Origin of the sequence: Polaribacter sp. 20A6 (assembly GCF_011378915.1) — a bacterium.
Taxonomy (GTDB): domain Bacteria; phylum Bacteroidota; class Bacteroidia; order Flavobacteriales; family Flavobacteriaceae; genus Polaribacter; species Polaribacter sejongensis.
Genome location: NZ_WTPZ01000004.1, coordinates 96,296 through 118,262 on the forward strand (window position 1 = coordinate 96,296; position 21,967 = coordinate 118,262).

Below are 21,967 nucleotides of genomic sequence, written 5' to 3' on the forward strand. Positions count from 1 at the left end.
AAAAAATCTATTTTTTTGAGCTTTTTTTTTAACATAACTATAAGAAAACGTTAAGAAAATAACAAGCACATTTAAGTAATTTAGTGCCTTACACATCATTAAACTCTAATATGAAGAAAACACTACTTTTATTATTACTCTCTCTTTTTACAATTTCTAATTCTCTTGAAGCTCAACGAAAATCAAAAGATAAAAAGAAAGAGAATTCAGAAGCTAAAACAAGCAAAGCAAAAACCCCAAAATATTCAGATTTCGTAAACAAAGACACAAAAACTGACGAAGGCTTATTTAAAGTTCACTTTGATAAAGATAAATTTATCTACGAAATTCCTAAATCTTACTTAGGTAAAGAAATGTTGTTAGTTACTAGACTAAGAGATATACCAGCGGGCTTAGGTGGTGGTTATGTAAATGCAGGTTCTAAAATTAACACACAAGTTGTTGTTTGGGAAAAATATAAAAATAAAATATTATTAAAAGTAAAATCTTACAATGCAGTTGCAAACGATTCTTTACCAATTTTTAAATCTGTAGAAGCTAATAATTTAGAACCAATTATATATTCTTTTGATATTAAAACTCAAAATGCAGATTCTACAGCTGTTTTAGTTGATGTTACTAAATTCTTTTCGTCTGATGTAAAAGCAATATCAGGATTATCTTCAAGATTTAGAAAAACATATAAAGTAAAAAGATTAGATGCAGATAGAAGTTTTGTTAGTAGCATTAAAAGTTACCCTGAAAATGTTGAAGTAGTTCAGAATTTTACATTTGACGCAGATGCTCCACCAAGTAATCGAAACACAAACACAATTACAATGCGAGTTAATCAGTCTATGATTTTACTACCAGAAAACCCAATGATGCCCAGAATTTCAGACAAAAGAGTTGGTTATTTTTCTCTTGAAAATGTAGATTATAGTTCAGAGGCATTAAAAGCAGATGAAAAAAGATATATTAAACGTTGGAGATTAGAACCTAAAGATGTTGAAGCATATAACCGTGGAGAATTAGTAGAACCAAAAAAACAAATTGTTTATTATTTAGATCCTGCAACACCAGAAAAACTAAGAAAATACATAAAACAAGGAGTTGATGATTGGGCAAAGGTTTTTGAAACTGCAGGTTTTAAAAATGCTATTATAGCAAAAATGCCACCAACAAAAGAAGAAGACCCAGAGTTTAGTATGGAAGATGCTCGTTATTCTTCTATTAGATATGTAGCAAGTACTACAAGAAATGCAACCGGACCTAGTGTTGCAGATCCAAGATCTGGAGAAATATTAGAAAGTGATATTATTTGGTATCACAATCATTTACGTTCTTACAGAAATAGATATTTATTAGAAACCGGAGCCGCTAATCCGTCTGCAAGAACTTTAGACACGCCTGCAGAAGATATTGGAGAAATGATGCGTATGGTAATTTCTCACGAAGTTGGTCATGCTTTAGGTTTACCTCATAATATGGCTGCAAGTTATGCATATCCTGTAGATTCTTTACGCTCTGGAAGTTTTACTCATAAGTACGGAATTGCAGCTACAATTATGGATTACGCACGTTACAATTACGTTGCACAACCTGGTGATAAAGATGTAAGATTTGTTAGACAGTTGGGTCCTTATGATCATTATGCAATTAACTGGGGATATAGAGTTGTACCCAATGCAAATACACCAGAAGACGAAGTAAAAACTTTAGATACATGGATTGAAGACAAAGCGAATGACCCAATTTATAGATTCGGTGGGCAACGTTTTGATCCTTCTGCACAAACTGAAGGAATTGGAAACGACCAAGTAAAAGCAAGTACTTATGGAGTTAAAAACTTAAAAATTGTTGCTAAAAATCTTCCTAGTTGGACATCAGATCAAACAAATAATTACGAAGACTTAAGCGAACTATATGGAGAATTATTAAGCGTTTGGGGAAGATATTCTGGACACGTTGTTGGTAATATTGGTGGTGTTTACGAGTTTAATAAAAAACCATCTCAACCTGGTGATATTTATGTTCCTGTTACAAAAGCAAAACAAAAAGAATCAATGGCCTGGTTACAAGCAAATGTTTTTAAAACGCAAAATTGGTTATTAGATAAAGATATTTTAAACAAGATTGAAGAAACTGGTTATACAGACAAACTTGCAGGTTATCAAAATAGATTTTTAAGCACTTTATTAAATTACCGAACTTTAAATAGAATGATAGAAGCAGAAGTAATTCAAGATGAATTTTATGCAGCATCAGACATGATAAAAGATTTAAGAAAAGGTGTTTTTTCTGAGACAAATGCAACTAAAAACGTTGACTTACAAAGAAGAACTCTTCAAAAATCATTTATTGAAAAAATGAAGAATTTAATGGATAATGAAGAATCTAAGAATAATGACATCTCTTCTATTGTAAGAGGAGAATTAGAAGTTTTAAAATACCAAGTAAATACAGCAAGTAAAAGAGCTGTAAACACAATTACAAAATATCATTACAAAGATTGTTATGCTAAAATTAATGAAATCTTAAATCCTAAGAAATAACATTATTTTTCGCTTAACAACCGAACTCCTATTGCGCACTGTAAACATCGTTTCTTTGCGCAATAGTTGTTTTTAAGCTCTAATAAAGACTGTGTTTCATAAGCATTTTTAGATTGAACTCCAATTTCATCAAACTTAGAAATAACACTATTTTTTTCTGATTTTATTTTTTTAAGAATCTTTAAAAATTCCATTTCATTCACTTCTCCCCTATTTTTTTGATATAAAAATTTTAGAGGAATAATAGTGTTGATCAATAATAAATCTACAAAGGATTTTGTCAACTTTTTAGGATATAGTTTTGAAATTGTATCAAATGTATAATGTGTTTTCCAAAACGGATGAACATCAGTTTCAAACAACTCATAAAATCCTTTTAAGGTTTCTATTTGCATCATTTTAGAAAATAAATTTTGATGTAAATGATACAAAGCAATTAATTGGGCAATACGAATAGTAGGAAAATTTGGTGGTCTCATTCTAAAAAAAGAAAACTGCACATTTGCTATCGGTTCTAAGTTATATTTATGCCGCAAATAACTGTACGTTATTTTTAATTGTTGATGATATTCGTCTTCTATAACTTCCTTTAAAAATCCTGCTTGCCCAAAGAACAAAGCTGCTAATTGCGTTTCATCTAACCTTACTTTTCTAAGAATTGAGAAATCAAAAGAAGTTGCTAAGCTAAAAAAGACTTCTCCATTTACTTTTAATCCAAAGTTTTTGGCTAATAATTGAAATAGAACTGCTTCAAAATCGTTTTGATTGTCCAACAAAACTTGATTCATTTCAATCGATTTTCGTTCTAACCGTTCAAAAAACAATCGTTCTTTCCAATTATCAATCGTAAAATTATCTACTGTACTAATTTCTTTTTCACAAGGAATCCAATTTTGCTTGGTAGAAAATAAGTTCCGATAGTTATTTAAGGCAGATGCAAGAACAAAATCTTTTAAAACCAAAACAGGCAAAGGTTTGTTGTTTTTCATATAAACAGTAGCATCATCTTCCCAAACTACATGTAAAATAACGGCATCATAATTTTCATCAATTTCATGATGATGTGCATACCAATCAGACGATTTTAAGTGAATCTCTACATTGCCAACCCACAATTGATCCTCAATTTTAAGTTGCGCGTTCAAAAAATCTGGACCTGAGTTATAATTATGAATTCCAACTTTTAAAATAGAAACATCTTCGTTAGTCATTGTTTTTAAATCGTGAACAGAAAACAATTGATATTTCCATACATAATGAAGAAAACCCTCATTCATAGTCTTTTTTTGTTATCAAGATACAAAAAATCATTTATACCTTTATCAATATTTATAATCACCTGAACAGAAATCATCAAAAAGAATGACTTATTTTTGTAGCCTAATTAAGATAAATGAATATTATAGATAGTTTAAAATGGCGTTATGCCGTTAAAAAATTTGATTCAGAAAAGCAACTTTCAGAAGTTCAAATAAACACCTTAAAAGAAGCTTTTAACTTAACGGCAAGTTCTTACGGATTACAACCTTTAAAGTTGGTTGTAATTAAAAATAAAGAAATTCAAAAAGAACTAGTTTCACATTCTTGGAACCAAGCACAAATAGTAGATGCTTCTCATGTTTTGGTTATTTGCATCCCTAAAAACTATACAAGTTCAGAAGTAGAAAACTACTTTACATTGGTACAGAAAATTAGAAAGACTCCTAATGAAATTATAAAACCTTTTAAAGAATTTCTAACCGCTGATATTGATAAAAAAACACAAGAAGAATTAACGGTATGGAATAAAAACCAAGCATATATTGCACTTGGTAATCTAATGACAGTTTGTGCCGTAGAAAGAATAGATGCCTGCCCAATGGAAGGCTTTATTCCTGATAAATACGACGAAATTCTAAATTTAACCGTTCAAAATTTACAATCTGTATTAGTACTTCCTATTGGTTTTAGGGCCGACGATTGCTACATGAAAGATTTAACAAAAGTTAGAAAAGACTTAACAGAAACTATAGTAGAAATATTGTAATTTTACTAGCTAGAATTAAACTTTTTAAAGGCTTTAAAACGCCTTTAAAATTCATAATAAAAATCAAAAAAATGAGTAAAGCAGTAAGAAATTTAGAACCTAAAATTGTTTGGAATCACTTTGCAGATTTAAATGCAGTGCCGCGTCCTTCTAAAAAAGAAGAACGTGTAATTCAGTTCATGGTAGATTTTGGTAAGAAATTAAACCTGGAAACTTTTGTAGATAAAGTTGGAAATGTAATTATTAAAAAACCAGCTACAAAAGGTTTAGAAAACAGAAAAACTGTTGTTTTACAGAGTCATTTAGATATGGTTCATCAAAAAAACTCAGCTACTGTTTTCGATTTCGATAAGGAAGGTATTAAAATGCTAATTGAAGGAGATTGGGTTACTGCAGACGGAACAACATTAGGTGCAGATAACGGTTTAGGAGTTGCAGCAATTATGGCTATTTTTTCTTCTGAAGATCTTGAACACCCAAACCTAGAAGCGCTTTTTACGATTGATGAAGAAACAGGTATGACTGGTGCAATGGGTCTTGAAGGTGGAATTTTAGAAGGAGAAATTCTTTTAAACTTAGATACAGAAGAAGATGATGAAATTGGTATGGGTTGTGCTGGTGGTGTAGATGTTACTGCTACAAGAAGTTATGCAGAAGAAGATATTTCTGAAAATGCTGCCGCTTATTCAATTACTGTAAAAGGTTTAAATGGCGGACATTCTGGAATGGATATCATTAAAGAATTAGGAAACGCAAACAAAATTATGAACCGTTTATTATTTGATGGTTTTACCAATTTTGGTTTACAAATATCTGAAATAAATGGAGGTAGTTTACGTAACGCAATTCCTAGAGAAAGTACTGCAATTGTAACTGTAGACATCATTTCTAAAGAAGCTTTTCTTTTAGAAACCAATTTACTTATCAACAATATAAAAGAAGAGTTCTCAACAATAGAACCTAACTTAGCAGTTGACATTCAAGAAACTACACTTCCAAATAAAATTATGGAATTGGGCGTTCAAGAAGGTTTATTAAAGTCTATTTACGCTGCTCATAACGGAGTTTATAGAATGAGTCCGGATATTAAAGGATTGGTGGAAACCTCTAATAATATTGCCAGAGTAATTGTAAAAGATGGAAGCATAAAAATTGGATGTTTAACACGATCTTCATCAGAAAGTAATAAATTAGATTTGGCAAATTCTTTAAAATCTGCTTTTGAATTATCTGGTTTTGATGTAGATTTATCTGGTGAATATCCTGGATGGCAACCGAATGTTAATTCGGCAATTTTAGACGTAGTTTCTAATTTATATGAAACTTTACATGGAGAAAAAGCAGATGTAGCAGCTTGTCATGCTGGTTTAGAATGTGGTATTTTAGGTCAGAATTACCCAGAAATGGATATGGTTTCTTTTGGACCAACTATTAGAGGAGCACACTCTCCTGACGAAAAAGCATCTATTTCATCAACACAAAAATTTTGGAAATTTTTAATTGAAATTTTAAAGAACATTCCACAGAAATAGTACAATATTACCTGTTAGAAACCGAAGTTTACGCTTCGGTTTTTTTTTGCTTGAATTTGTTTAAAAAGTCAACAAAAACAAATACAAGTAATTAAAAAACAGCAACTTACAGTTTTATCTTTTTGTTAACATCTTTCATTTTCTAAAGACAGAAAAAAACGTAATTTTACTACCTATAAACTAAACTTTTATAATGGGTAAAATAATTGCTATTGCAAATCAAAAAGGTGGTGTTGGTAAAACAACTACAAGCATAAATTTAGCTGCTTCTTTAGGTGTTTTAGAGAAAAAAGTTTTGTTGATTGATGCAGATCCGCAAGCAAATGCTTCGTCTGGTTTAGGTATTGATGTTGAAACTGTAGAATATGGAACCTATCAAGTTTTAGAACATTCTATTGATGCAAAAGACGCAATTGTTAAAACCGAGTCTCCAAATGTAGATATTATTCCTGCACATATAGATTTAGTAGCTATTGAAATAGAATTGGTAGATAAGGAAGATAGAGAGTATATGTTAAAAAAAGCGTTAGTCGATCTTAAAGACGATTACGATTATATTTTAATAGATTGTGCTCCTTCATTAGGTTTAATTACGTTAAACTCTTTAGTAGCTGCAGATTCTGTAATAATCCCTATTCAGTGTGAATATTTTGCACTAGAAGGGTTAGGGAAATTATTAAATACCATTAAAAGTGTACAGAATATTCATAATTCAGATTTAGATATAGAAGGTTTACTTTTAACCATGTTCGATTCTCGCTTACGCCTTTCTAATCAAGTAGTTGACGAAGTTAGAAAGCATTTTTCTAGTATGGTTTTTGATACTATAATTAGAAGAAATACCCGTTTAGGAGAAGCACCAAGTTACGGAGAAAGTATTATTGCATACGATGCAACCAGTAAAGGTGCCGTAAATTACTTAAATTTGGCACAAGAATTATTAAAAAAGAATTCGTAAAATGGCAAAAGCAACCAAAAAACAAGCTTTAGGACGAGGATTATCTGCTTTATTGCAAGAATCTTCTAATGTAATTTCTGCATCAGATAAAAATGCAGACAAACTTGTTGGAAGTATTATTGAAATAGAATTAGATTTAATTGATGTAAATCCTTTTCAACCTAGAACTTATTTTGACGAAGAAGCATTAAGAGAACTAGCTAGCTCTATAAAAGAATTAGGTGTAATTCAGCCAATTACAGTTAGAAAATTAGAAGGAAATAAATTTCAATTAGTATCTGGTGAGCGTCGTTTTAGAGCATCAAAATTAATTGGAAATAAAACAGTACCGGCATATATAAGACTTGCCAACGACCAAGAAATGCTAGAAATGGCATTGGTAGAAAACATTCAACGTAAAAATTTAGACCCAATAGAAGTTGCTTTATCTTACCAACGTTTAATAGATGAAATTCAATTAACGCAAGAAGAATTAAGTACTAGAGTTGGTAAAAAACGTTCTACAGTGACCAATTACTTACGTTTGTTAAAATTAGATCCAATTTTACAAACAGGTATGCGAGACGGATTTATTTCTATGGGACATGGTCGTGCTATGATTAATGTAGAAAACACAGAAGATCAATTAGCTATTTACGAGAAAATTTTAAGAGATAAATTATCTGTAAGACAAACAGAAGATTTAGTAAAAAGCTTAAAATCTGGTACCATTGCAAAACCAAAGAAAAAACCAATACCAAGTTTCATTAAAAGTAGTGTTAAAGATATTAGTGAATACTTTGGTCATAAAATAGACGTTACTGTTGGTAACAATGGTAAAGGAAAAATTTCGATTCCTTTTCATTCTGAAGAAGATTTTAATCGAATAAAAAACTTATTAAAATAAGTGTTTATTAAAAATACCATATTTGTTTTATTCCTTGCATTTTTTTCTGCATCCATTTTTGGGCAGAAAGATTCTGTAAACGTGAAAGATTTAAAAATAAAAGGGGATCTTAAAATTGAAAAAGGCGGTGTTTACGATCCTTTAGCTCCTTCTAAAGCAGCATTTTATTCTGCTATATTTCCTGGAATGGGACAAATTTACAATAAGAAATATTGGAAAGCTCCCATTGTTTGGGGTGCTATGGGTACAAGTATTTACTATTATCTAGACAATAATAAAGAATACCATAGATACAGAACTGCCTACAAACTTAGAAAGAATAATTTAGTAGACGAATTTACGGTAGATGGTGTGGAGATTCTTTCTCTAGAAACACTAGAAAGAGCACAAGAACAGTTAAGCGAAAATAGAGATATGTCTTTATTAACCACTGTTATTTTGTACGTTTTACAAATTGTAGAAGCAAGTGTAAATGCACATTTATTACAATTTAATACCGATGATGATTTATCATTTAAACCTACTTTTATTAACGATCCTACTTATTTTGAAGCACCAAAAGTAGGTTTAACAATTAAATATAATTTTTAAAATGAAGATTGCACTATTAGGATATGGAAGAATGGGGAAAGAAATTGAAAAAATTGCTTTATCTCGTGGACATGAAATAGTCATAAAAAAAGATGTAGATGATGTTATTGACATTACGTTAGCTGATGTTGCCATCGATTTTAGCGTACCTTCTTCTGCTTATAATAATATTACCAACTGTATTAATAACAATGTTCCTGTAATTTCTGGAACCACAGGATGGTTAGACAAGTATGATGACGCAGTAGCTCTTTGTAAAGAAAAAAACAGCGCATTTATTTATGCTTCTAATTTTAGTTTAGGTGTAAATATCTTCTTTGAATTGAATAAGCAATTGGCAAAAATGATGAGTTCTTTAGAAGATTATAATATATCTATGGAAGAAATTCATCATACAAAAAAATTAGATGCTCCAAGTGGAACAGCCATTACGCTGGCAGAAGGAATTATAGAAAATTCTTCTAAAAACAATTGGGAGTTGGATGAAAAAACATCCGAAGAAAATATTCCTATTGTTGCAAAAAGAATTCCTGAAGTACCAGGAACGCACACCGTTTGGTACGATTCTGAAGTAGATTCTATAGAAATAAAACATACAGCGCATAGTAGAAAAGGTTTTGCTTTAGGTGCCGTTGTTGCAGCAGAATGGATTGTAGGAAAACAAGGAGTTTTCTCTATGAAAGATGTGTTAAACATAGGTTAAATACTGTAACAAACTAATAATAAAGCTACTAATAAACGTATAATTTATCCTCTCAAGCGCAGTTGAGAGGTTTATATTTTTAGTATAAAACATTAAGTTCTCGACTGCGCTCGAACAGAAATCAAATAGTACAATTATGACTTATTTAGAGTGGTTTATATTTTTTTTAGCAATACAAGTAATTCATTTTTTAGGTACTTGGAAATTATATGTAAAAGCTGGTAGAAAAGCTTGGGAAGCAGCTGTACCTGTTTATAATGGAATTGTTTTAATGCAAATTATAAATAGACCTAAATGGTGGATCATTTTATTATTTATACCGATTGTAAACCTATTAATGTTTCCTGTTATTTGGATTGAAACTATTAGGACTTTTGGTTTCTATAAAAAATTAGATTCGTTTTTAGTGATTGTTACTTTAGGTCTGTATATTTTTTACATCAATTATGCTACAGATGCAAAGTACAATGCAGAAAGAAGCTTAAAACCACGCTCTGAACTAGGTGAATGGGTTAGCTCTATTGCTTTTGCAATTATTGCGGCTACTTTGGTACATACCTATTTTATGCAACCTTTTACCATACCAACTTCTTCTTTAGAAAAGTCTTTATTAGTGGGAGATTATCTTTTTGTAAGCAAGTTTCATTATGGAGCTAGAGTTCCATCTACAGTGATTGCAGCACCAATGGTACATGATTCTTTACCATTTACAGGAACTGCTTCTTACTTAAAAAGTCCACAATTACCATATACACGTTTACCGGGTTTACAGAAAATTAAAAACAACGATATTGTTTGTTTCAATTGGCCTGCAGATACATTGGCAACTATGTGGGGAGATACTTCTGGAAAATTCACCTACAAACCGGTGGATAAAAAAACCAACTATGTAAAGCGTAGTGTTGGTATAGCAGGAGATTCTTTAGAAATTAAAGATGGTTACGTTTATATAAACGGACAAAAAAACAAATTACCGTACAGAGCAAAAATTCAATTTTATTATACTTACGAAGCGAAATCTGCCATAGACAGAAATAATTTTCCTCAGTTTTTAATCAATAAAGAAAGAACAGGAGTTTATAAAATTTTAAATGAATATTGGAACAATCCAAAGGTTCAAGAAGCTTTTGAAAAGAGTGCTAACTTATCTAAAATAGGTTCAGATTCTTTATATACAGAAGTTGCTGGTGGTGTTTCTCAAGATTTAGCAAGTCGTTTAAAAATGACGAATGTAGCTAACAAGATAAATATTAACTTAACCGAAGACGAATTCAATCAACTTAAAAAACACCCATCTACAGTATCTGTAAAAAAGGTAAATTATAGAGCTGATGTTGGTATTTTTCCTCATATAAAAGAGAACCAATGGAGTCAAGATAATATGGGTCCAATTTACATTCCTAAAGCTGGAGCAACTGTAAAAATTGATGCCAAATCTTTACCATATTACGAGCAAATTATTAAAAATTATGAAAACAACGATTTACAAATTGTTGGAGACAATATTTTTATTAATGGTAAAAAAGCAGATTCTTATACCTTTAAACAAGATTATTATTGGATGATGGGAGATAATAGACACAACTCTTTAGATGCTCGTTATTATGGCTACACTCCTTTCGATCATGTATTAGGGAAACCTGTAATGGTTTGGTTTAGTTGGGATGCAAATGCCGCTTCTTTTGGTGAGAAAATAAAATCTATTCGTTGGGATAGAATGTTTACAACTGTGCATGGAGACGGAGAGCCAGTTTCTTATAGATATTTTGTATTGGCATTAATTGGTTTGTATTTTGGATATAGTTTTTACAGAGGAAAAAAAGCTAATAAATAGCATTCAGTTTTCAATAACTCTTTGTAATAACATCAGATTGTTACTAAAAACAGCGTCTAAAAACCAATAGAAAATGTCATTATTTATACCCACATATTTTGGTCCAATATCTCAGTATACAGAGATTGTAAAATCTGATGCTGTTGTTTTTGAAATGGAAGACAACTTCCAAAAACAAAGCTATAGAAACAGGTGCTACATTTATAATTCTAACGGAAAACAGTTACTAAACATCCCTGTTAAGGATAAAAATAAAGGTACTTCTCAGCGTAAAAAAACAAAAGATTTACTGGTAGATAATGACGCACTTTGGCAAGATCATCATTTAAAATCTTTACAAACAGCGTATAGAACCTCTCCTTTTTACGAGTTTTATGAAGATGATTTATTAAAAATCTTCCATAAAAAATATACATTTTTACAAGATGTAAATATAGATACACATTTGTTTATAACAGATGCATTACAAATTTCTCAAATATATTCTAAAACAGCAGAATATCTTGTAGATACAGCAGAACCTGATTTTAGAGAACTTGTAAATGTAAAAAATCAACCAAAAAAAACAACCGATTCTTACATTCAAATGTTTGATGATAAGCATGGGTTTATTTCTAATTTATCAATTTTAGACTTAATCTTCATGGAAGGACCAAATGCCATTAGTTATTTATAATTAATTGCATTAAATTTAGACTTATAAACTAAAACTCTTCTTTAATGAATGTTTTATCCTTTTTTATTAATAATTTCCACAAATTACCTCCTGAATCTTATCAAAAGTTTTTAGAACTTACAGAGTTGAAAAAATTTAATAATAAAGATGTTTTAACTAAAACTGGAGATAAACCTACGGATTTATATATTTTAAAAAGAGGAATTGTTAGATCTTACTATGAAGATGAAAACGGAAAAGAATACATAAGAAGTCTATTTGTACCTTTTAGTTCTACAGGTTCATTTGGAGCTTTAGTTTCTAATAAAAACTCTTTGTTAACCTATCAATGTTTAACTGACTGTGAATTGTTTGTTATAAATTATAAAAAACTGAAAGAACTCGCTTTAGTTGATAATGACATTGCAGTTATGTATGCAAACGCTTTGGAAAGTATTTTTTTATTATTCGAAAAAAAGATATATAATTTATCCGTTTTAGATGCAACAGAAAGATATAAAGAGCTAAAAAAAGAAATACCTAATATAGAAAATATTATCCCACAGTACCACATAGCATCATATTTAAATATTTCTGCTGTGCAATTAAGTAGAATTAGAAAAAAAATATATTCAAAATAATTCTATTAACATAGGTAAAGAATTAATAAACAAATTATATCTAATTTAGCAGTGTAAGAATTCTAAGCTCCCCCAAAGAATTACTACCCCTAAAAAAAAGGTTTATTTTGTAAAAGAAGTAAACCTTTTTTTATGTCAAAATTTATAATACATTATACCCTACATTTTATAATACCTGCACTTATAGCCTATTTATTTTTTAAAGATAATTGGAAAAAGGTTTACTTAATCTTTTTGTGCTCTATGTTGGTCGATTTAGATCATTTATTAGCCACTCCTATTTTTAAAGAGAATAGATGTAGCATTAACTTTCATCCATTGCATTCTTACATAGCTATAGGCTTTTATGCAGTAGGTTTGTTTTTTAAGAAAACCAGAATACTCTGTATTGCATTGTTATTTCACATGCTTACAGACTATATAGATTGTTATTTGTAGTATTTTTTTAAGAGTACATCAAACTCATTAGAAATATTAAGTTTAAGTACTAAAAGTATATATACAACCGTAATTAAAATACTTTTTAAAGCAATATTTATAATAGGATGAACAGGGAATTTCCATAAATAAATGTCACTTATAGTAAAATCCCAAAAATTAAAAGCAAGATAAAGAACAGTAATTATTACAATCATTTTTAACGACTTGTCTGTAAAAGGTGTCATAGAAAACTTATTTTTTACAAAAAACAGCTTAAACGTATTTGCTAAAAAGATTACAATTAAAGTTGCCAATGCTAAGCCATCTGTTCCCATATCTAATTCATAATAAAAAAGTTTATTTAAAAGGTAAACAGATAATGCCATAGAAATACTAATGGGTAATGTAATCTTGTAAAACTTAGAATTGTTTATGATTGCTCCATTATTCCCTAAGAAACCATTATATAGCTTTAGTACAGAAATCATAAGAACCACCAATGCACCACCACCATATTCTTTAGGAAGTAAGTTAAATAATTGACCAACGTTTGCATTTATCAAGACAAAGAAAAGGCCGCTAATTAATAATAGGTTAATAGAACTCTTTTTATATAAAGAAGCAACTTCTTTATGATTTTCTTCATTTAATGTTTTAGATGTTAAAGGTTGTAAAATGTTTAACATCGCCCTACTTGGTGCCTCTATAAAAGAACCTATAAAAACGGCAACAGAATAATAAGCTGCAATTACCAAAGATTCTTTACCAGGTATCATAAATTTATCAATATCTAAAATGATGGCTCCTGCACTTCCTGCTAAAATAATATACCCAGAAAAACGAATTACTTCCTTAAAATTATCTGGTCTAGAAAAAGTAAATTTTGGTGTGTATAAATTAAATGCATAAAACATCATGATAAGCATTCTTAAAAAATAAGCCCCTGTTAAGTAGTAAATAAACTCGTGCTTTGTTATCAATTCAAAGTAAACTGCAAATAACAAAATCATTACCATTACACGGTTATACAGCTCTTTTAAAATATTACCAAAAACAGATTGAAACTGAACTTTAGCCCAAGAATAAAAAATCTCGAAATAGGAACAAGCAACGGCTACTAGATAAATAACAACAGTATAATCTTTTATAATAGGATTTTCTACGGATAAATAATCTCCTATTTCTTGATAAAATAAGTTTCCAAAATAAGCGATTGGAATTGCAATGAATAGCGGTAAAAAAAGTACTGATGACAAGAAACTATCTCTATCTTCTTTTGTAAAATAGCTAGAATAAAACTTTACAATTGTATGATGAATTCCTAATGCAATTAAAGGCATTAATAAATTTGAAGTAGATAACAGAAAAGTTACCAAACCATAATATTCATCTTCTAAAAAACGAGTATATAAAAACAACGTATTAATTCCGCCAAAGGCAAAACCTAAATAAATAAAAAGCGTGTTTTTTAAAGACTGTTTAAATACAACTCCCATAGCTACGAATGTAAACTTTTAAGAAGCAATGCAAGCTCTTTCGTCAAAGCTTTTCTGTGAAATTTCTCAATATTTTTAGAGTTCACATGTAAACTTCCTTTTTTATATTGACGATATAATTTTAATATTTCTAAAGACACTTTTTCTCCATTATCAAAATCAACCACAACACCAGCATTGGTTTCTTTTACTATTTCTGATAAATCTCCATCTTCTGGTCCAATTGCTAAAATGGGTCTTTTAGCAGTTAGATATTCAAATAATTTCCCTGTTAAAATTCCTTTTGATTTTTCTACATTCGGAATTAACAACAACAAAACCTGAGATTTCTGCTGGTATGCTATTGCTTTTTCATGTGCAACATAGCCAATAAAATTGGAATTTTCAGTTAAGTTATTTTTAGAAATTTCTACTTTGACTTCATCAGAAATATCACCAATAAAATTCAATTTTAAATCATTCTTAAAATCTGCACTTTGCAAGCAAAGATTTTTTAAAACTTTAAATAACACCTTAGGATTGCTTTGTTTTGGCAACAAGCCTATGTAGGAAATAGAAAACTCCGAATCTAAAAAACTTGTGCTATTGGTTAAAACTTCATCATCAAAACCGTTGGTAATCACTTCTACTCTACTCGCTTTTTTAGCAAATTCGGTTTTTAGAGCATTACTAACCGTTAATATACAATCTGCATTTTTTAAAACTTTCTCTTCTAATCTTTTATTTCGATTCTTCGCAAAAGACAATTGCTTAAAATCTTTGTTGTAATACAAGTCTGACCAAGGATCTCTAAAATCTGCAAGCCATTTTATGTTGTTTTTTTGATGTAATTTCTGAGCAATTAAATGCATACTATGTGGTGGACCAGTAGAAATAATTGTATCAATATTATTGGAATCTAAATAATTTTGAAGGTATTTTACAGAAGAATTCACCCAAAACACTTTAGGATCTGGAATAAAAAAATTCCCTCTTATAAATGATAAAACTCCTCCATTACTTGCATTGGAAATCCCACTTTTCTGAGTTGTCTTCTTTTTCCAAAAAAGAACATCTGTAGGTTCCCAAATAGGTTGTTTTAAAACTTCTATATTTTTTGGGACTTCATTAATTAAGGTGTTATCTTCCTTCGGGTAATTTATATTATCAACCGTATACACAACAGGTTCAATGCCAAATTCTTGTAAATATTTTACAAATTTTAACCAACGCTGAACGCCAGAACCTCCTGCAGGCGGCCAATAATATGTAATTATTAATACTTTCAAGATAGTAGATTATCGTATAAATGTAGCAGTTTTTTAGAAGTCTGCTCCCAAGAGAATTCATTTTCTATAAACTCTTTTCCGTTTTGTCCTAACTCATTTCTTAACTTCTCATCCTTAAAGAGCGTTATAATTTTATCAGAAAAATCTTTAACATCTCTGTCTTTATGAATTAAACCTGTTTTATTGTTCTCTACAACTCTTTTTTGAGCCGTAGCATCACTCACTAAAAGCGGTTTGGCTAAACTCATATATTGAAAAATCTTATTTGCATACGCAACATCGTGTTGTAAGTTTCTATGCAAAGGCGAAATACAAATAGCACTAGACAAAATATAAGATTGAAATAAAGCAACATTTTGCCAACCTTCAAAATCGACAAATTGTTCTAATTTTAAGTCGGCTACTTGTTGTTTTAAAACAACATCTGTAGTATTCCTTCCTACAATAACCAACTTAATATTTGGGATGGTTTCTTTTAAAGAAGTTAGAGATTCAATGGCAGTTTGCAAGCCTCTTCTTAAATGAGTGTCTCCTAAATACAAGAGTACAAAATTGTCTTTGTATCTCTCTAAAATCGTTTTATCAATTTTATAATCTTTGTAAAAGGATTCTCTAATAGTATTCGGAACTAAAACTAACTTTTCTTTTACAGACGGAATTCTTTCTACCAAATTATCTAAAAATTCAGGAGAAACAGAAATTACTTTATCTGCTTTTTCTATAAATTCTTTTTCTTTCTTTTTCCATTTTGATGGTGAAATAATATACTTTCCTGGAAATTTCTGCAAGTGCGGATACAATTTCATCACTTCTGGCATGTTGTCATGCAAGTCTAAAACTACAGGTACATTGAAGGCTTTATTTGCATTAAAAACAGCTTCTGCGATTCTTATATCATGTATATGTAACGCATCAATTTTAGTTTCTTCTATAAATTGATGAATCTTTTTTTTCATCAAAATGCCATAAAAAGGAACGGTATACGCTAAAGCTGATAATTTATATTCTAATTTATTAGAAATATACCTTTTTACTTGAATTCCGTTTATAATTTCAGACGATTTTTCATCAGCATATTTTAAACAGAACAGAAAAACATCATGACCTGCTTTTACTAAAGAAACTGCTTCGTTTTCTACCCTTGGATCAGGCGGAAAAGGAGCATCTAAAATCATCCCTATTCTCATTACTTTTCTTTCTTCTTTTCATAAAAAAACCAACCTGCTGTTATCAAAATTAACAGCGCATAAGAAGCTAATGAAATAATTTTTCCTTGCTGAATTACTTTTGGCTCAAACTTAAATTCAATCGTATGTTCTCCTGCAGGAATTGTCATTCCACGTAACACATAATTTACACGAACATGCGGCGTTAATTTTCCATCAACATAAGCATTCCAACCATCTTTATAATAGATTTCAGAAAAAACTGCAAACTGATCTTTCAATGTTTTAGCTTGATATGTTAACGTTGTTACATCGTAATTTAAAAGTTCTATTTTGGCAGTACTATCAATTTCTCTAGGAAAAGTAGATTGGTTGTCATCATCGTTATAGAAAACAGCAACTTTCTTTGTATTTAAAGAATCTAAAGCTTGAATTTCTTCGTTAGCAGAATCTACAATTTTAACACGTTCTACAAACCAAGCATTTCCGTTAGCATCTGGGTTTAATTGCGAATGTTTCTCTCCTTTATCATTACCAATAATAAAATATTTGGTATTTAACATGTTTAAAACTTGCATGTTATTTTTGGCTATTTGAAAATCGAATAACTCTTGATAACGTCCTAACTTCGCTGCGTGATAGCCACCAATAGATTGATGAAAATAAGATGTGCTTCCATCATTCATTGGGTTTACGGTGAAGTTACCAACTCTATAATGACTTTTATCTTGTAAAATAATTTTATCTGCTGTTGATGCTATAAATGGTTTCTCTATTTTTCTTGCAGATTCAAAATCATCTTCATTGACATACTTTTTATCAACAGAAATTAAATCGAATAACAAAAAGACAGTTAACGCCAAAACAGCAACGCCTTGTTTTAATTTATCCTTTAACAACATCCATAAAACACCTGCAGAAAGTATCATTAAAAATAGAGAACGCAACGTGTCTGTTAATAACATCGATTTTCTATCAGAAATAATAGCATCTGTTAAACCAGGTAACTGATTGTATTGTGCGTCTCTTATTCCTTCAAAAGTAGAAAATCCGTGTGCTAATAAAAAACCAACAATAATTAATCCTCCAAAAGCATAGACTGCTTTTTTTAATCCGTCTAGTTTTTCATCCGAAGAAATTTTAGAAGAAAAGAATTCTTTTAATGCCAATATCCCTAGAATAGGCACACATAATTCTGCTATTACTTGTATGGAAGAAACGGCTCTAAATTTATTATACAACGGAAAATAATCAATAAAGAAATTGGTTAGAATTTCAAAATTTCTTCCCCAACTCATTAAAATCGAAAAAACGGTTGCAGTAACTAACCACTGCTTTAAACGTCCTTTAACTAAAAATATTCCTAAGAAAAATAGAAAGAAAATTACAGCACCAATATAAGCTGGTGCTTCAACAATATTTTGATCTCCCCAATACGTAAGTGCTTGTTCAGAGTATTCTTTTGCAGCACTTCTACCTGCTTTTTCTTCTAAAAGTTGATAAAAATTAGAATCTTCACCTAATTTCTCTATCGTTCCTCCTCCCATAAAACGAGGAATGAATAAATTAAAAGTCTCTAATTTTGCGTAACTATATTCTGTAATATAGGCTTTATCTAAACCTTTTGTAATTTCTTTTTTACTTCCATCTGGCGTAATGGTTAATTCAGATTTCCCTCTTGTACTATGGTCTGCATATTCTTTCATAGCCATTAAACGAGGTGCATTTGCCCCAATTCCTAATAAAACTGCTGCGAAAATTACAGCTACTTGTTTTATAAAAGTCGGGATAATCTTTTCTTTAAGCGCATGAATACACTCTACAATTCCTAGAATAATTAAAGCAAAACCTAAATAATAGGTCATCTGTGGGTGGTTGGTGTAAATTTCTAAAGCCATTGCCACTCCAGTAACTAAAAATCCAAGAATATATCGCTTCTGAAAAACCCATAACAATCCTGCTAAAATTAAAGGCATATAGGCAATTGCATGTGCTTTTGCATTATGCCCTGCTCCAAAAATTATAATTAAATAGGTTGAAAAACCAAAGGCAAGAGATCCAAAAACTGCCAATCTCCAATTTACTTTCAAAGACATCATTAACACAAAGAAGCTTAAAAAATATAAGAAAGTGTAATCTGCAGGTCTAGGTAAAAAACGTAAAGTTCTGTCTAAACCCCTTACAAAATCATTCGGATAATAAGCACTTACTTGATACGCCGGCATTCCACTAAAAGAAGCACCTGTCCAATAAGGCTCTGTGTTTTTATCTGCTCTAAAATCATTAATCTCTTTTACCATTCCGGTAAACTGAGTAATATCAGATTGGTTTAGCTTCTCTCCTTTTAAAACAGGATGAAAATAGATAATTGATGCCAAAGCAAAAATTGCAACAGCACCGATGTATGGTAAAACTTTAGTAAACTTCATAAATTAATCTATTTCCTCAAAATCCACATATTCACCAACAGAATTTTTACTTTGTTGTTGATTCCCTGGAGTTTTATCGATTACTGTTTTCCCTTCTGGCACAGTATTTTTTTGCGGTTCTTGTTGTTGCCCGCCACCGTATTGCTGTTCTGCTTTCTTTTTAATAGTTTCAGCAGCCTTTTTTATTAAAAAAGGTGCGAATAATTTTGCTAAAAACTTAAAAGCATAATAGCAAAAAACAATAATAGCTATGGTTCTTAATAATCCCATTCAAATATTTATTTATAAAAAAATCAATCAAAAATAACAATTTGAATACAATTGGAGCGTTTACAAACTATAAAACTTTCTTAAACTCAAAAAAGTATCGTTTGCTTTTATAAAATAGCATTTTTATACTATGTTTGTGTAATAGGCAATTACTGCCAATAATATATTATTCTAATTTATGAAAAACCTTTTCCTAAAATTTTTTATTACCCTCATCGTATTCATAACAAGCTCTGCAGAAGCGCAATACACCGATGTAATAAACTCTAACAAACCTGGTTTTTCAGAGAGTCCATATAGTGTTGGTACAGGCATATATCAATTTGAGACAAATTTTTTCTACAAAAACACCAGCATAGAGCCTACTTTTTCTGTACCAGAATCTTTTGGAGCCGATTTACTTTTTAGAACCAGTTTTTTTCTTGAAAAACTAGAATTAAATGCGCAGTTAACTTATCAAAAAGACGAAGTAACATTTCACAACGTTTTCACATCGCAATATTCAACTTCTGGGTTAAGTAAATTTACAATCGGAGCAAAATATTTGTTATTTCAACCAGAATATACTGATAAAACAAAAGAAGTTAGAAGTTGGAGAAAAAGGCATGCTTTTGATAAAAAACGATTAATTCCTTCTGTTGCTTTGTATTTGGGAGTAAATACAGATGTTGTAGGTGATCTATATAAAACAGAAAGTATTTCACCTAAGTTAGGCGTTTTATTACAGCAAAATATAACAGATCGATTTAATGTCGTTTACAATGGATATTACGATAAAATAGGAACCGACTTCTTTGAACTTTCATACATCATTACTGCAACACAGAATCTAAACTATAATTGGTCTGGTTTTATAGAACACCAAGCAATTTTTAAAAAAGAACAAAATAATTTAAACATAGGTGCAGGATTAGCGTATCTTATAAATGAAGATTTTCAACTAAACACCTCAGCTAGATTTTTAAAAGAAGGAAAATCTCAAGGTTTTTACGGAGGTTTTGGTATCTCTTATAGAATAGATACTCATTCTGATTCTTATACCGATTTAGACGATAGCGGACAAGTAATTAAAGACACGCCAATTAGTAGGTACAATAAAAAACAAAATGGTTTTTTCTCTAGAATGTTTAGTGTTTTCAAGAAAAAAGACAAGAAGAAAGCTGTTAGAAAAAGAAGCAGAACAAGAACTTCTACAAAAGAGAAAAAAGGAGGTTTCTTAGGTTTGTTTGGTAAGAAAAAAGCGAAAGAAGAAACAGATATAGAAAAATTAGAAAGAGAAATTAAAGAGCTAGAGAAAGAAGTAGAAGAAGATTAAAATAACAATTAGAAATACTATTTTTGTAATATGATTACAATTAAAAAAATGACCACAAAAAAGGAAATGAAACAATTTGTAACATTTCCTTTTTCGTTATATAAAGACCATAAATATTGGGTTCCTCCTATTATTAAAGATGAAATAGACAATTTTGACCCAGCAAAGAACCCTGTTTTTGAAAATGCAGATGCACAGTATTTTGTTGCCTTAAGAGATGGCAAAATTGTAGGGAGAGTTATTGCGATAATCAATTGGTTTGAGGTTGAAAAACAACAAATTAAAAAAATGCGTTTTGGTTGGTTTGATGTTATTGATGATATTGAAGTAAGTAAAGCTCTATTAGAAAAAGTAAAAGAAATAGGATTAGAAAATAACTTAGAATATATAGAAGGTCCGATAGGTTTTAATAACTTAGACAAAACTGGAGTATTAACTGAAGGTTTCGACCACATTGGTACCATGATTACCTGGTACAATCATCCTTACTATAAAGACCATTTGGAACAATTAGGTTTTGTAAAAGAGAAGGAATATTTAGAAAATAAATTCAAGTTTAAAAATGTTGATGGTGTTTATTTTGATAGAATAAGTAAAATCTTAAAAAAAAGGTTAAAACTAAAAGCATTAGATTTCACAAAAACCAAAGACATTATGCCTTATGTAGATGATATGTTTGAGGTTTTTAGTGCTTCCTACTCTAAACTGTCTTCTTTTGTACCAATTTCTGATTCTCAAATTGCTTTTTTCAAGAAGAAATACATCAGCTTTATCAATCCAGAATATATAAAATTTGTGGTTGATGAAAATAATAAACTCGTTGCTTTTGCTATTGTAATGCCTTCTTTTTCTGAAGCTTTACAAAAAGCAAACGGAAAGTTATTTCCATTCGGATTGTTTCACTTATTAAAAGCTAGAAAACACTCTAAAGATGTTACATTTTATTTAATCGGCGTACATCCAGATTATCAAAATAAAGGGGTACATGCCATTATATTTGATCAATATACTAAGACTTTTACACCTCTAGGAATAGAAAATTGTATTAGAACTCCCGAGTTAGAAGACAACGAAGCTATTAAAAAATTATGGGAGAATTTTGATCCAGTAACGCATAAGAGGCGAAGAACGTATCGAAAGAGTATTCTTCGTTAGATTGTTAGATTGTTAGATTGTTAGATTGTTAGATTGTTAGCAACAATGAAAATTTCAGAAACAAACAGCTTAAAAATAAAAACGATTT

The 21,967-nt window shown here is 30.1% G+C and carries 19 protein-coding genes; 13 read left to right on the forward strand and 6 right to left on the reverse strand.

The features are described 5' to 3' along the window. Nucleotides 1-110 precede the first annotated feature (110 nt). Complete coding sequence (locus GQS57_RS10455; protein WP_165732801.1) at nt 111-2,534, forward strand: zinc-dependent metalloprotease; 2,424 nt, start codon at nt 111-113, stop codon at nt 2,532-2,534. 2 nt (nt 2,535-2,536) lie between these two features. Here the strand turns inward: GQS57_RS10455 and GQS57_RS10460 are convergent, their stop codons facing one another. Continuing rightward, the gene (locus GQS57_RS10460) at nt 2,537-3,811 is read right to left on the reverse strand and encodes a DUF2851 family protein (RefSeq protein WP_165732802.1); all 1,275 of its coding nucleotides are present in this window, start codon (nt 3,809-3,811) and stop codon (nt 2,537-2,539) included. A 116-nt stretch (nt 3,812-3,927) separates the two neighbouring features. On the opposite strand from GQS57_RS10460, the gene GQS57_RS10465 reads away from it, so the two are divergent. From GQS57_RS10465 to GQS57_RS10510, 10 genes are all read left to right on the forward strand, one after another. Continuing rightward, nucleotides 3,928-4,560, forward strand: coding sequence for an NAD(P)H-dependent oxidoreductase (locus GQS57_RS10465; protein ID WP_165732803.1), 633 nt, complete (start codon nt 3,928-3,930; stop codon nt 4,558-4,560). Between the two features lie 71 nt (nt 4,561-4,631). Further along, entirely contained in the window at nt 4,632-6,092 is a 1,461-nt protein-coding gene (locus GQS57_RS10470; RefSeq protein ID WP_165732804.1) for an aminoacyl-histidine dipeptidase, read from the forward strand. A 193-nt stretch (nt 6,093-6,285) separates the two neighbouring features. Further along, nucleotides 6,286-7,050, forward strand: coding sequence for a ParA family protein (locus tag GQS57_RS10475; protein WP_165732805.1), 765 nt, complete (start codon nt 6,286-6,288; stop codon nt 7,048-7,050). A 1-nt stretch (nt 7,051) separates the two neighbouring features. After that, the gene (locus GQS57_RS10480; protein WP_165732806.1) at nt 7,052-7,936 is read left to right on the forward strand and encodes a ParB/RepB/Spo0J family partition protein; all 885 of its coding nucleotides are present in this window, start codon (nt 7,052-7,054) and stop codon (nt 7,934-7,936) included. Then, nucleotides 7,937-8,527: a DUF5683 domain-containing protein gene (locus GQS57_RS10485; protein WP_165732807.1), complete on the forward strand. Its 591-nt coding sequence runs from the start codon at nt 7,937-7,939 to the stop codon at nt 8,525-8,527. 1 nt (nt 8,528) lies between these two features. Then, a complete protein-coding gene (dapB, locus tag GQS57_RS10490) occupies nt 8,529-9,230 on the forward strand; it encodes a 4-hydroxy-tetrahydrodipicolinate reductase (RefSeq protein WP_165732808.1) in 702 nt (233 codons plus the stop codon). A 136-nt stretch (nt 9,231-9,366) separates the two neighbouring features. Next, nucleotides 9,367-11,064 (forward strand): signal peptidase I, encoded by a 1,698-nt coding sequence (gene lepB / locus GQS57_RS10495; protein WP_165732809.1) that lies wholly within the window; start codon nt 9,367-9,369, stop codon nt 11,062-11,064. A gap of 73 nt (nt 11,065-11,137) precedes the next feature. Beyond that, entirely contained in the window at nt 11,138-11,740 is a 603-nt protein-coding gene (locus GQS57_RS10500) for a WbqC family protein (protein ID WP_165732810.1), read from the forward strand. 44 nt (nt 11,741-11,784) lie between these two features. Continuing rightward, nucleotides 11,785-12,360: a Crp/Fnr family transcriptional regulator gene (locus GQS57_RS10505; RefSeq protein ID WP_165732811.1), complete on the forward strand. Its 576-nt coding sequence runs from the start codon at nt 11,785-11,787 to the stop codon at nt 12,358-12,360. 132 nt (nt 12,361-12,492) lie between these two features. Next, a complete protein-coding gene (locus GQS57_RS10510; protein ID WP_165732812.1) occupies nt 12,493-12,798 on the forward strand; it encodes a DUF6122 family protein in 306 nt (101 codons plus the stop codon). Here the strand turns inward: GQS57_RS10510 and GQS57_RS10515 are convergent. The 5 genes from GQS57_RS10515 to GQS57_RS10535 are packed head-to-tail and all read right to left on the reverse strand — an operon-like array spanning nt 12,789 to nt 19,409. After that, complete coding sequence (locus GQS57_RS10515) at nt 12,789-14,276, reverse strand: lipopolysaccharide biosynthesis protein (RefSeq protein ID WP_165732813.1); 1,488 nt, start codon at nt 14,274-14,276, stop codon at nt 12,789-12,791. The two genes, GQS57_RS10510 and GQS57_RS10515, sit on opposite strands and share 10 nt — an antisense overlap. A 2-nt stretch (nt 14,277-14,278) precedes the next feature. Continuing rightward, nucleotides 14,279-15,544: a glycosyltransferase family 4 protein gene (locus GQS57_RS10520; RefSeq protein WP_165732814.1), complete on the reverse strand. Its 1,266-nt coding sequence runs from the start codon at nt 15,542-15,544 to the stop codon at nt 14,279-14,281. Then, entirely contained in the window at nt 15,541-16,731 is a 1,191-nt protein-coding gene (locus GQS57_RS10525) for a glycosyltransferase family 4 protein (protein ID WP_165732815.1), read from the reverse strand. Before GQS57_RS10525 ends, GQS57_RS10520 begins: the two co-directional genes overlap by 4 nt. Beyond that, entirely contained in the window at nt 16,731-19,139 is a 2,409-nt protein-coding gene (locus GQS57_RS10530; protein ID WP_165732816.1) for a YfhO family protein, read from the reverse strand. Before GQS57_RS10530 ends, GQS57_RS10525 begins: the two co-directional genes overlap by 1 nt. A gap of 3 nt (nt 19,140-19,142) precedes the next feature. Beyond that, nucleotides 19,143-19,409 (reverse strand): DUF4834 family protein, encoded by a 267-nt coding sequence (locus GQS57_RS10535; protein WP_165732817.1) that lies wholly within the window; start codon nt 19,407-19,409, stop codon nt 19,143-19,145. 178 nt (nt 19,410-19,587) lie between these two features. On the opposite strand from GQS57_RS10535, the gene GQS57_RS10540 reads away from it, so the two are divergent. Beyond that, nucleotides 19,588-20,724 carry a transporter gene (locus tag GQS57_RS10540; protein WP_165732818.1) on the forward strand — a complete coding sequence of 379 codons (1,137 nt, stop codon included), beginning with the start codon at nt 19,588-19,590 and terminating at the stop codon, nt 20,722-20,724. A 30-nt stretch (nt 20,725-20,754) separates the two neighbouring features. Continuing rightward, the gene (locus GQS57_RS10545; RefSeq protein WP_165732819.1) at nt 20,755-21,879 is read left to right on the forward strand and encodes a GTP cyclohydrolase; all 1,125 of its coding nucleotides are present in this window, start codon (nt 20,755-20,757) and stop codon (nt 21,877-21,879) included. Nucleotides 21,880-21,967 lie beyond the last annotated feature (88 nt).

Coding starts and splice junctions, on each gene's coding strand:
- GQS57_RS10455 (WP_165732801.1), top strand. CDS start 111: ATGAAGAAAACACTACTTTTATTATTACTCTCTCTTTTTACAATTTCT.
- GQS57_RS10460 (WP_165732802.1), bottom strand. CDS start 3,811: ATGAATGAGGGTTTTCTTCATTATGTATGGAAATATCAATTGTTTTCT.
- GQS57_RS10465 (WP_165732803.1), top strand. CDS start 3,928: ATGAATATTATAGATAGTTTAAAATGGCGTTATGCCGTTAAAAAATTT.
- GQS57_RS10470 (WP_165732804.1), top strand. CDS start 4,632: ATGAGTAAAGCAGTAAGAAATTTAGAACCTAAAATTGTTTGGAATCAC.
- GQS57_RS10475 (WP_165732805.1), top strand. CDS start 6,286: ATGGGTAAAATAATTGCTATTGCAAATCAAAAAGGTGGTGTTGGTAAA.
- GQS57_RS10480 (WP_165732806.1), top strand. CDS start 7,052: ATGGCAAAAGCAACCAAAAAACAAGCTTTAGGACGAGGATTATCTGCT.
- dapB (WP_165732808.1), top strand. CDS start 8,529: ATGAAGATTGCACTATTAGGATATGGAAGAATGGGGAAAGAAATTGAA.
- lepB (WP_165732809.1), top strand. CDS start 9,367: ATGACTTATTTAGAGTGGTTTATATTTTTTTTAGCAATACAAGTAATT.
- GQS57_RS10500 (WP_165732810.1), top strand. CDS start 11,138: ATGTCATTATTTATACCCACATATTTTGGTCCAATATCTCAGTATACA.
- GQS57_RS10505 (WP_165732811.1), top strand. CDS start 11,785: ATGAATGTTTTATCCTTTTTTATTAATAATTTCCACAAATTACCTCCT.
- GQS57_RS10510 (WP_165732812.1), top strand. CDS start 12,493: ATGTCAAAATTTATAATACATTATACCCTACATTTTATAATACCTGCA.
- GQS57_RS10515 (WP_165732813.1), bottom strand. CDS start 14,276: ATGGGAGTTGTATTTAAACAGTCTTTAAAAAACACGCTTTTTATTTAT.
- GQS57_RS10525 (WP_165732815.1), bottom strand. CDS start 16,731: ATGAGAATAGGGATGATTTTAGATGCTCCTTTTCCGCCTGATCCAAGG.
- GQS57_RS10530 (WP_165732816.1), bottom strand. CDS start 19,139: ATGAAGTTTACTAAAGTTTTACCATACATCGGTGCTGTTGCAATTTTT.
- GQS57_RS10535 (WP_165732817.1), bottom strand. CDS start 19,409: ATGGGATTATTAAGAACCATAGCTATTATTGTTTTTTGCTATTATGCT.
- GQS57_RS10540 (WP_165732818.1), top strand. CDS start 19,588: ATGAAAAACCTTTTCCTAAAATTTTTTATTACCCTCATCGTATTCATA.
- GQS57_RS10545 (WP_165732819.1), top strand. CDS start 20,755: ATGATTACAATTAAAAAAATGACCACAAAAAAGGAAATGAAACAATTT.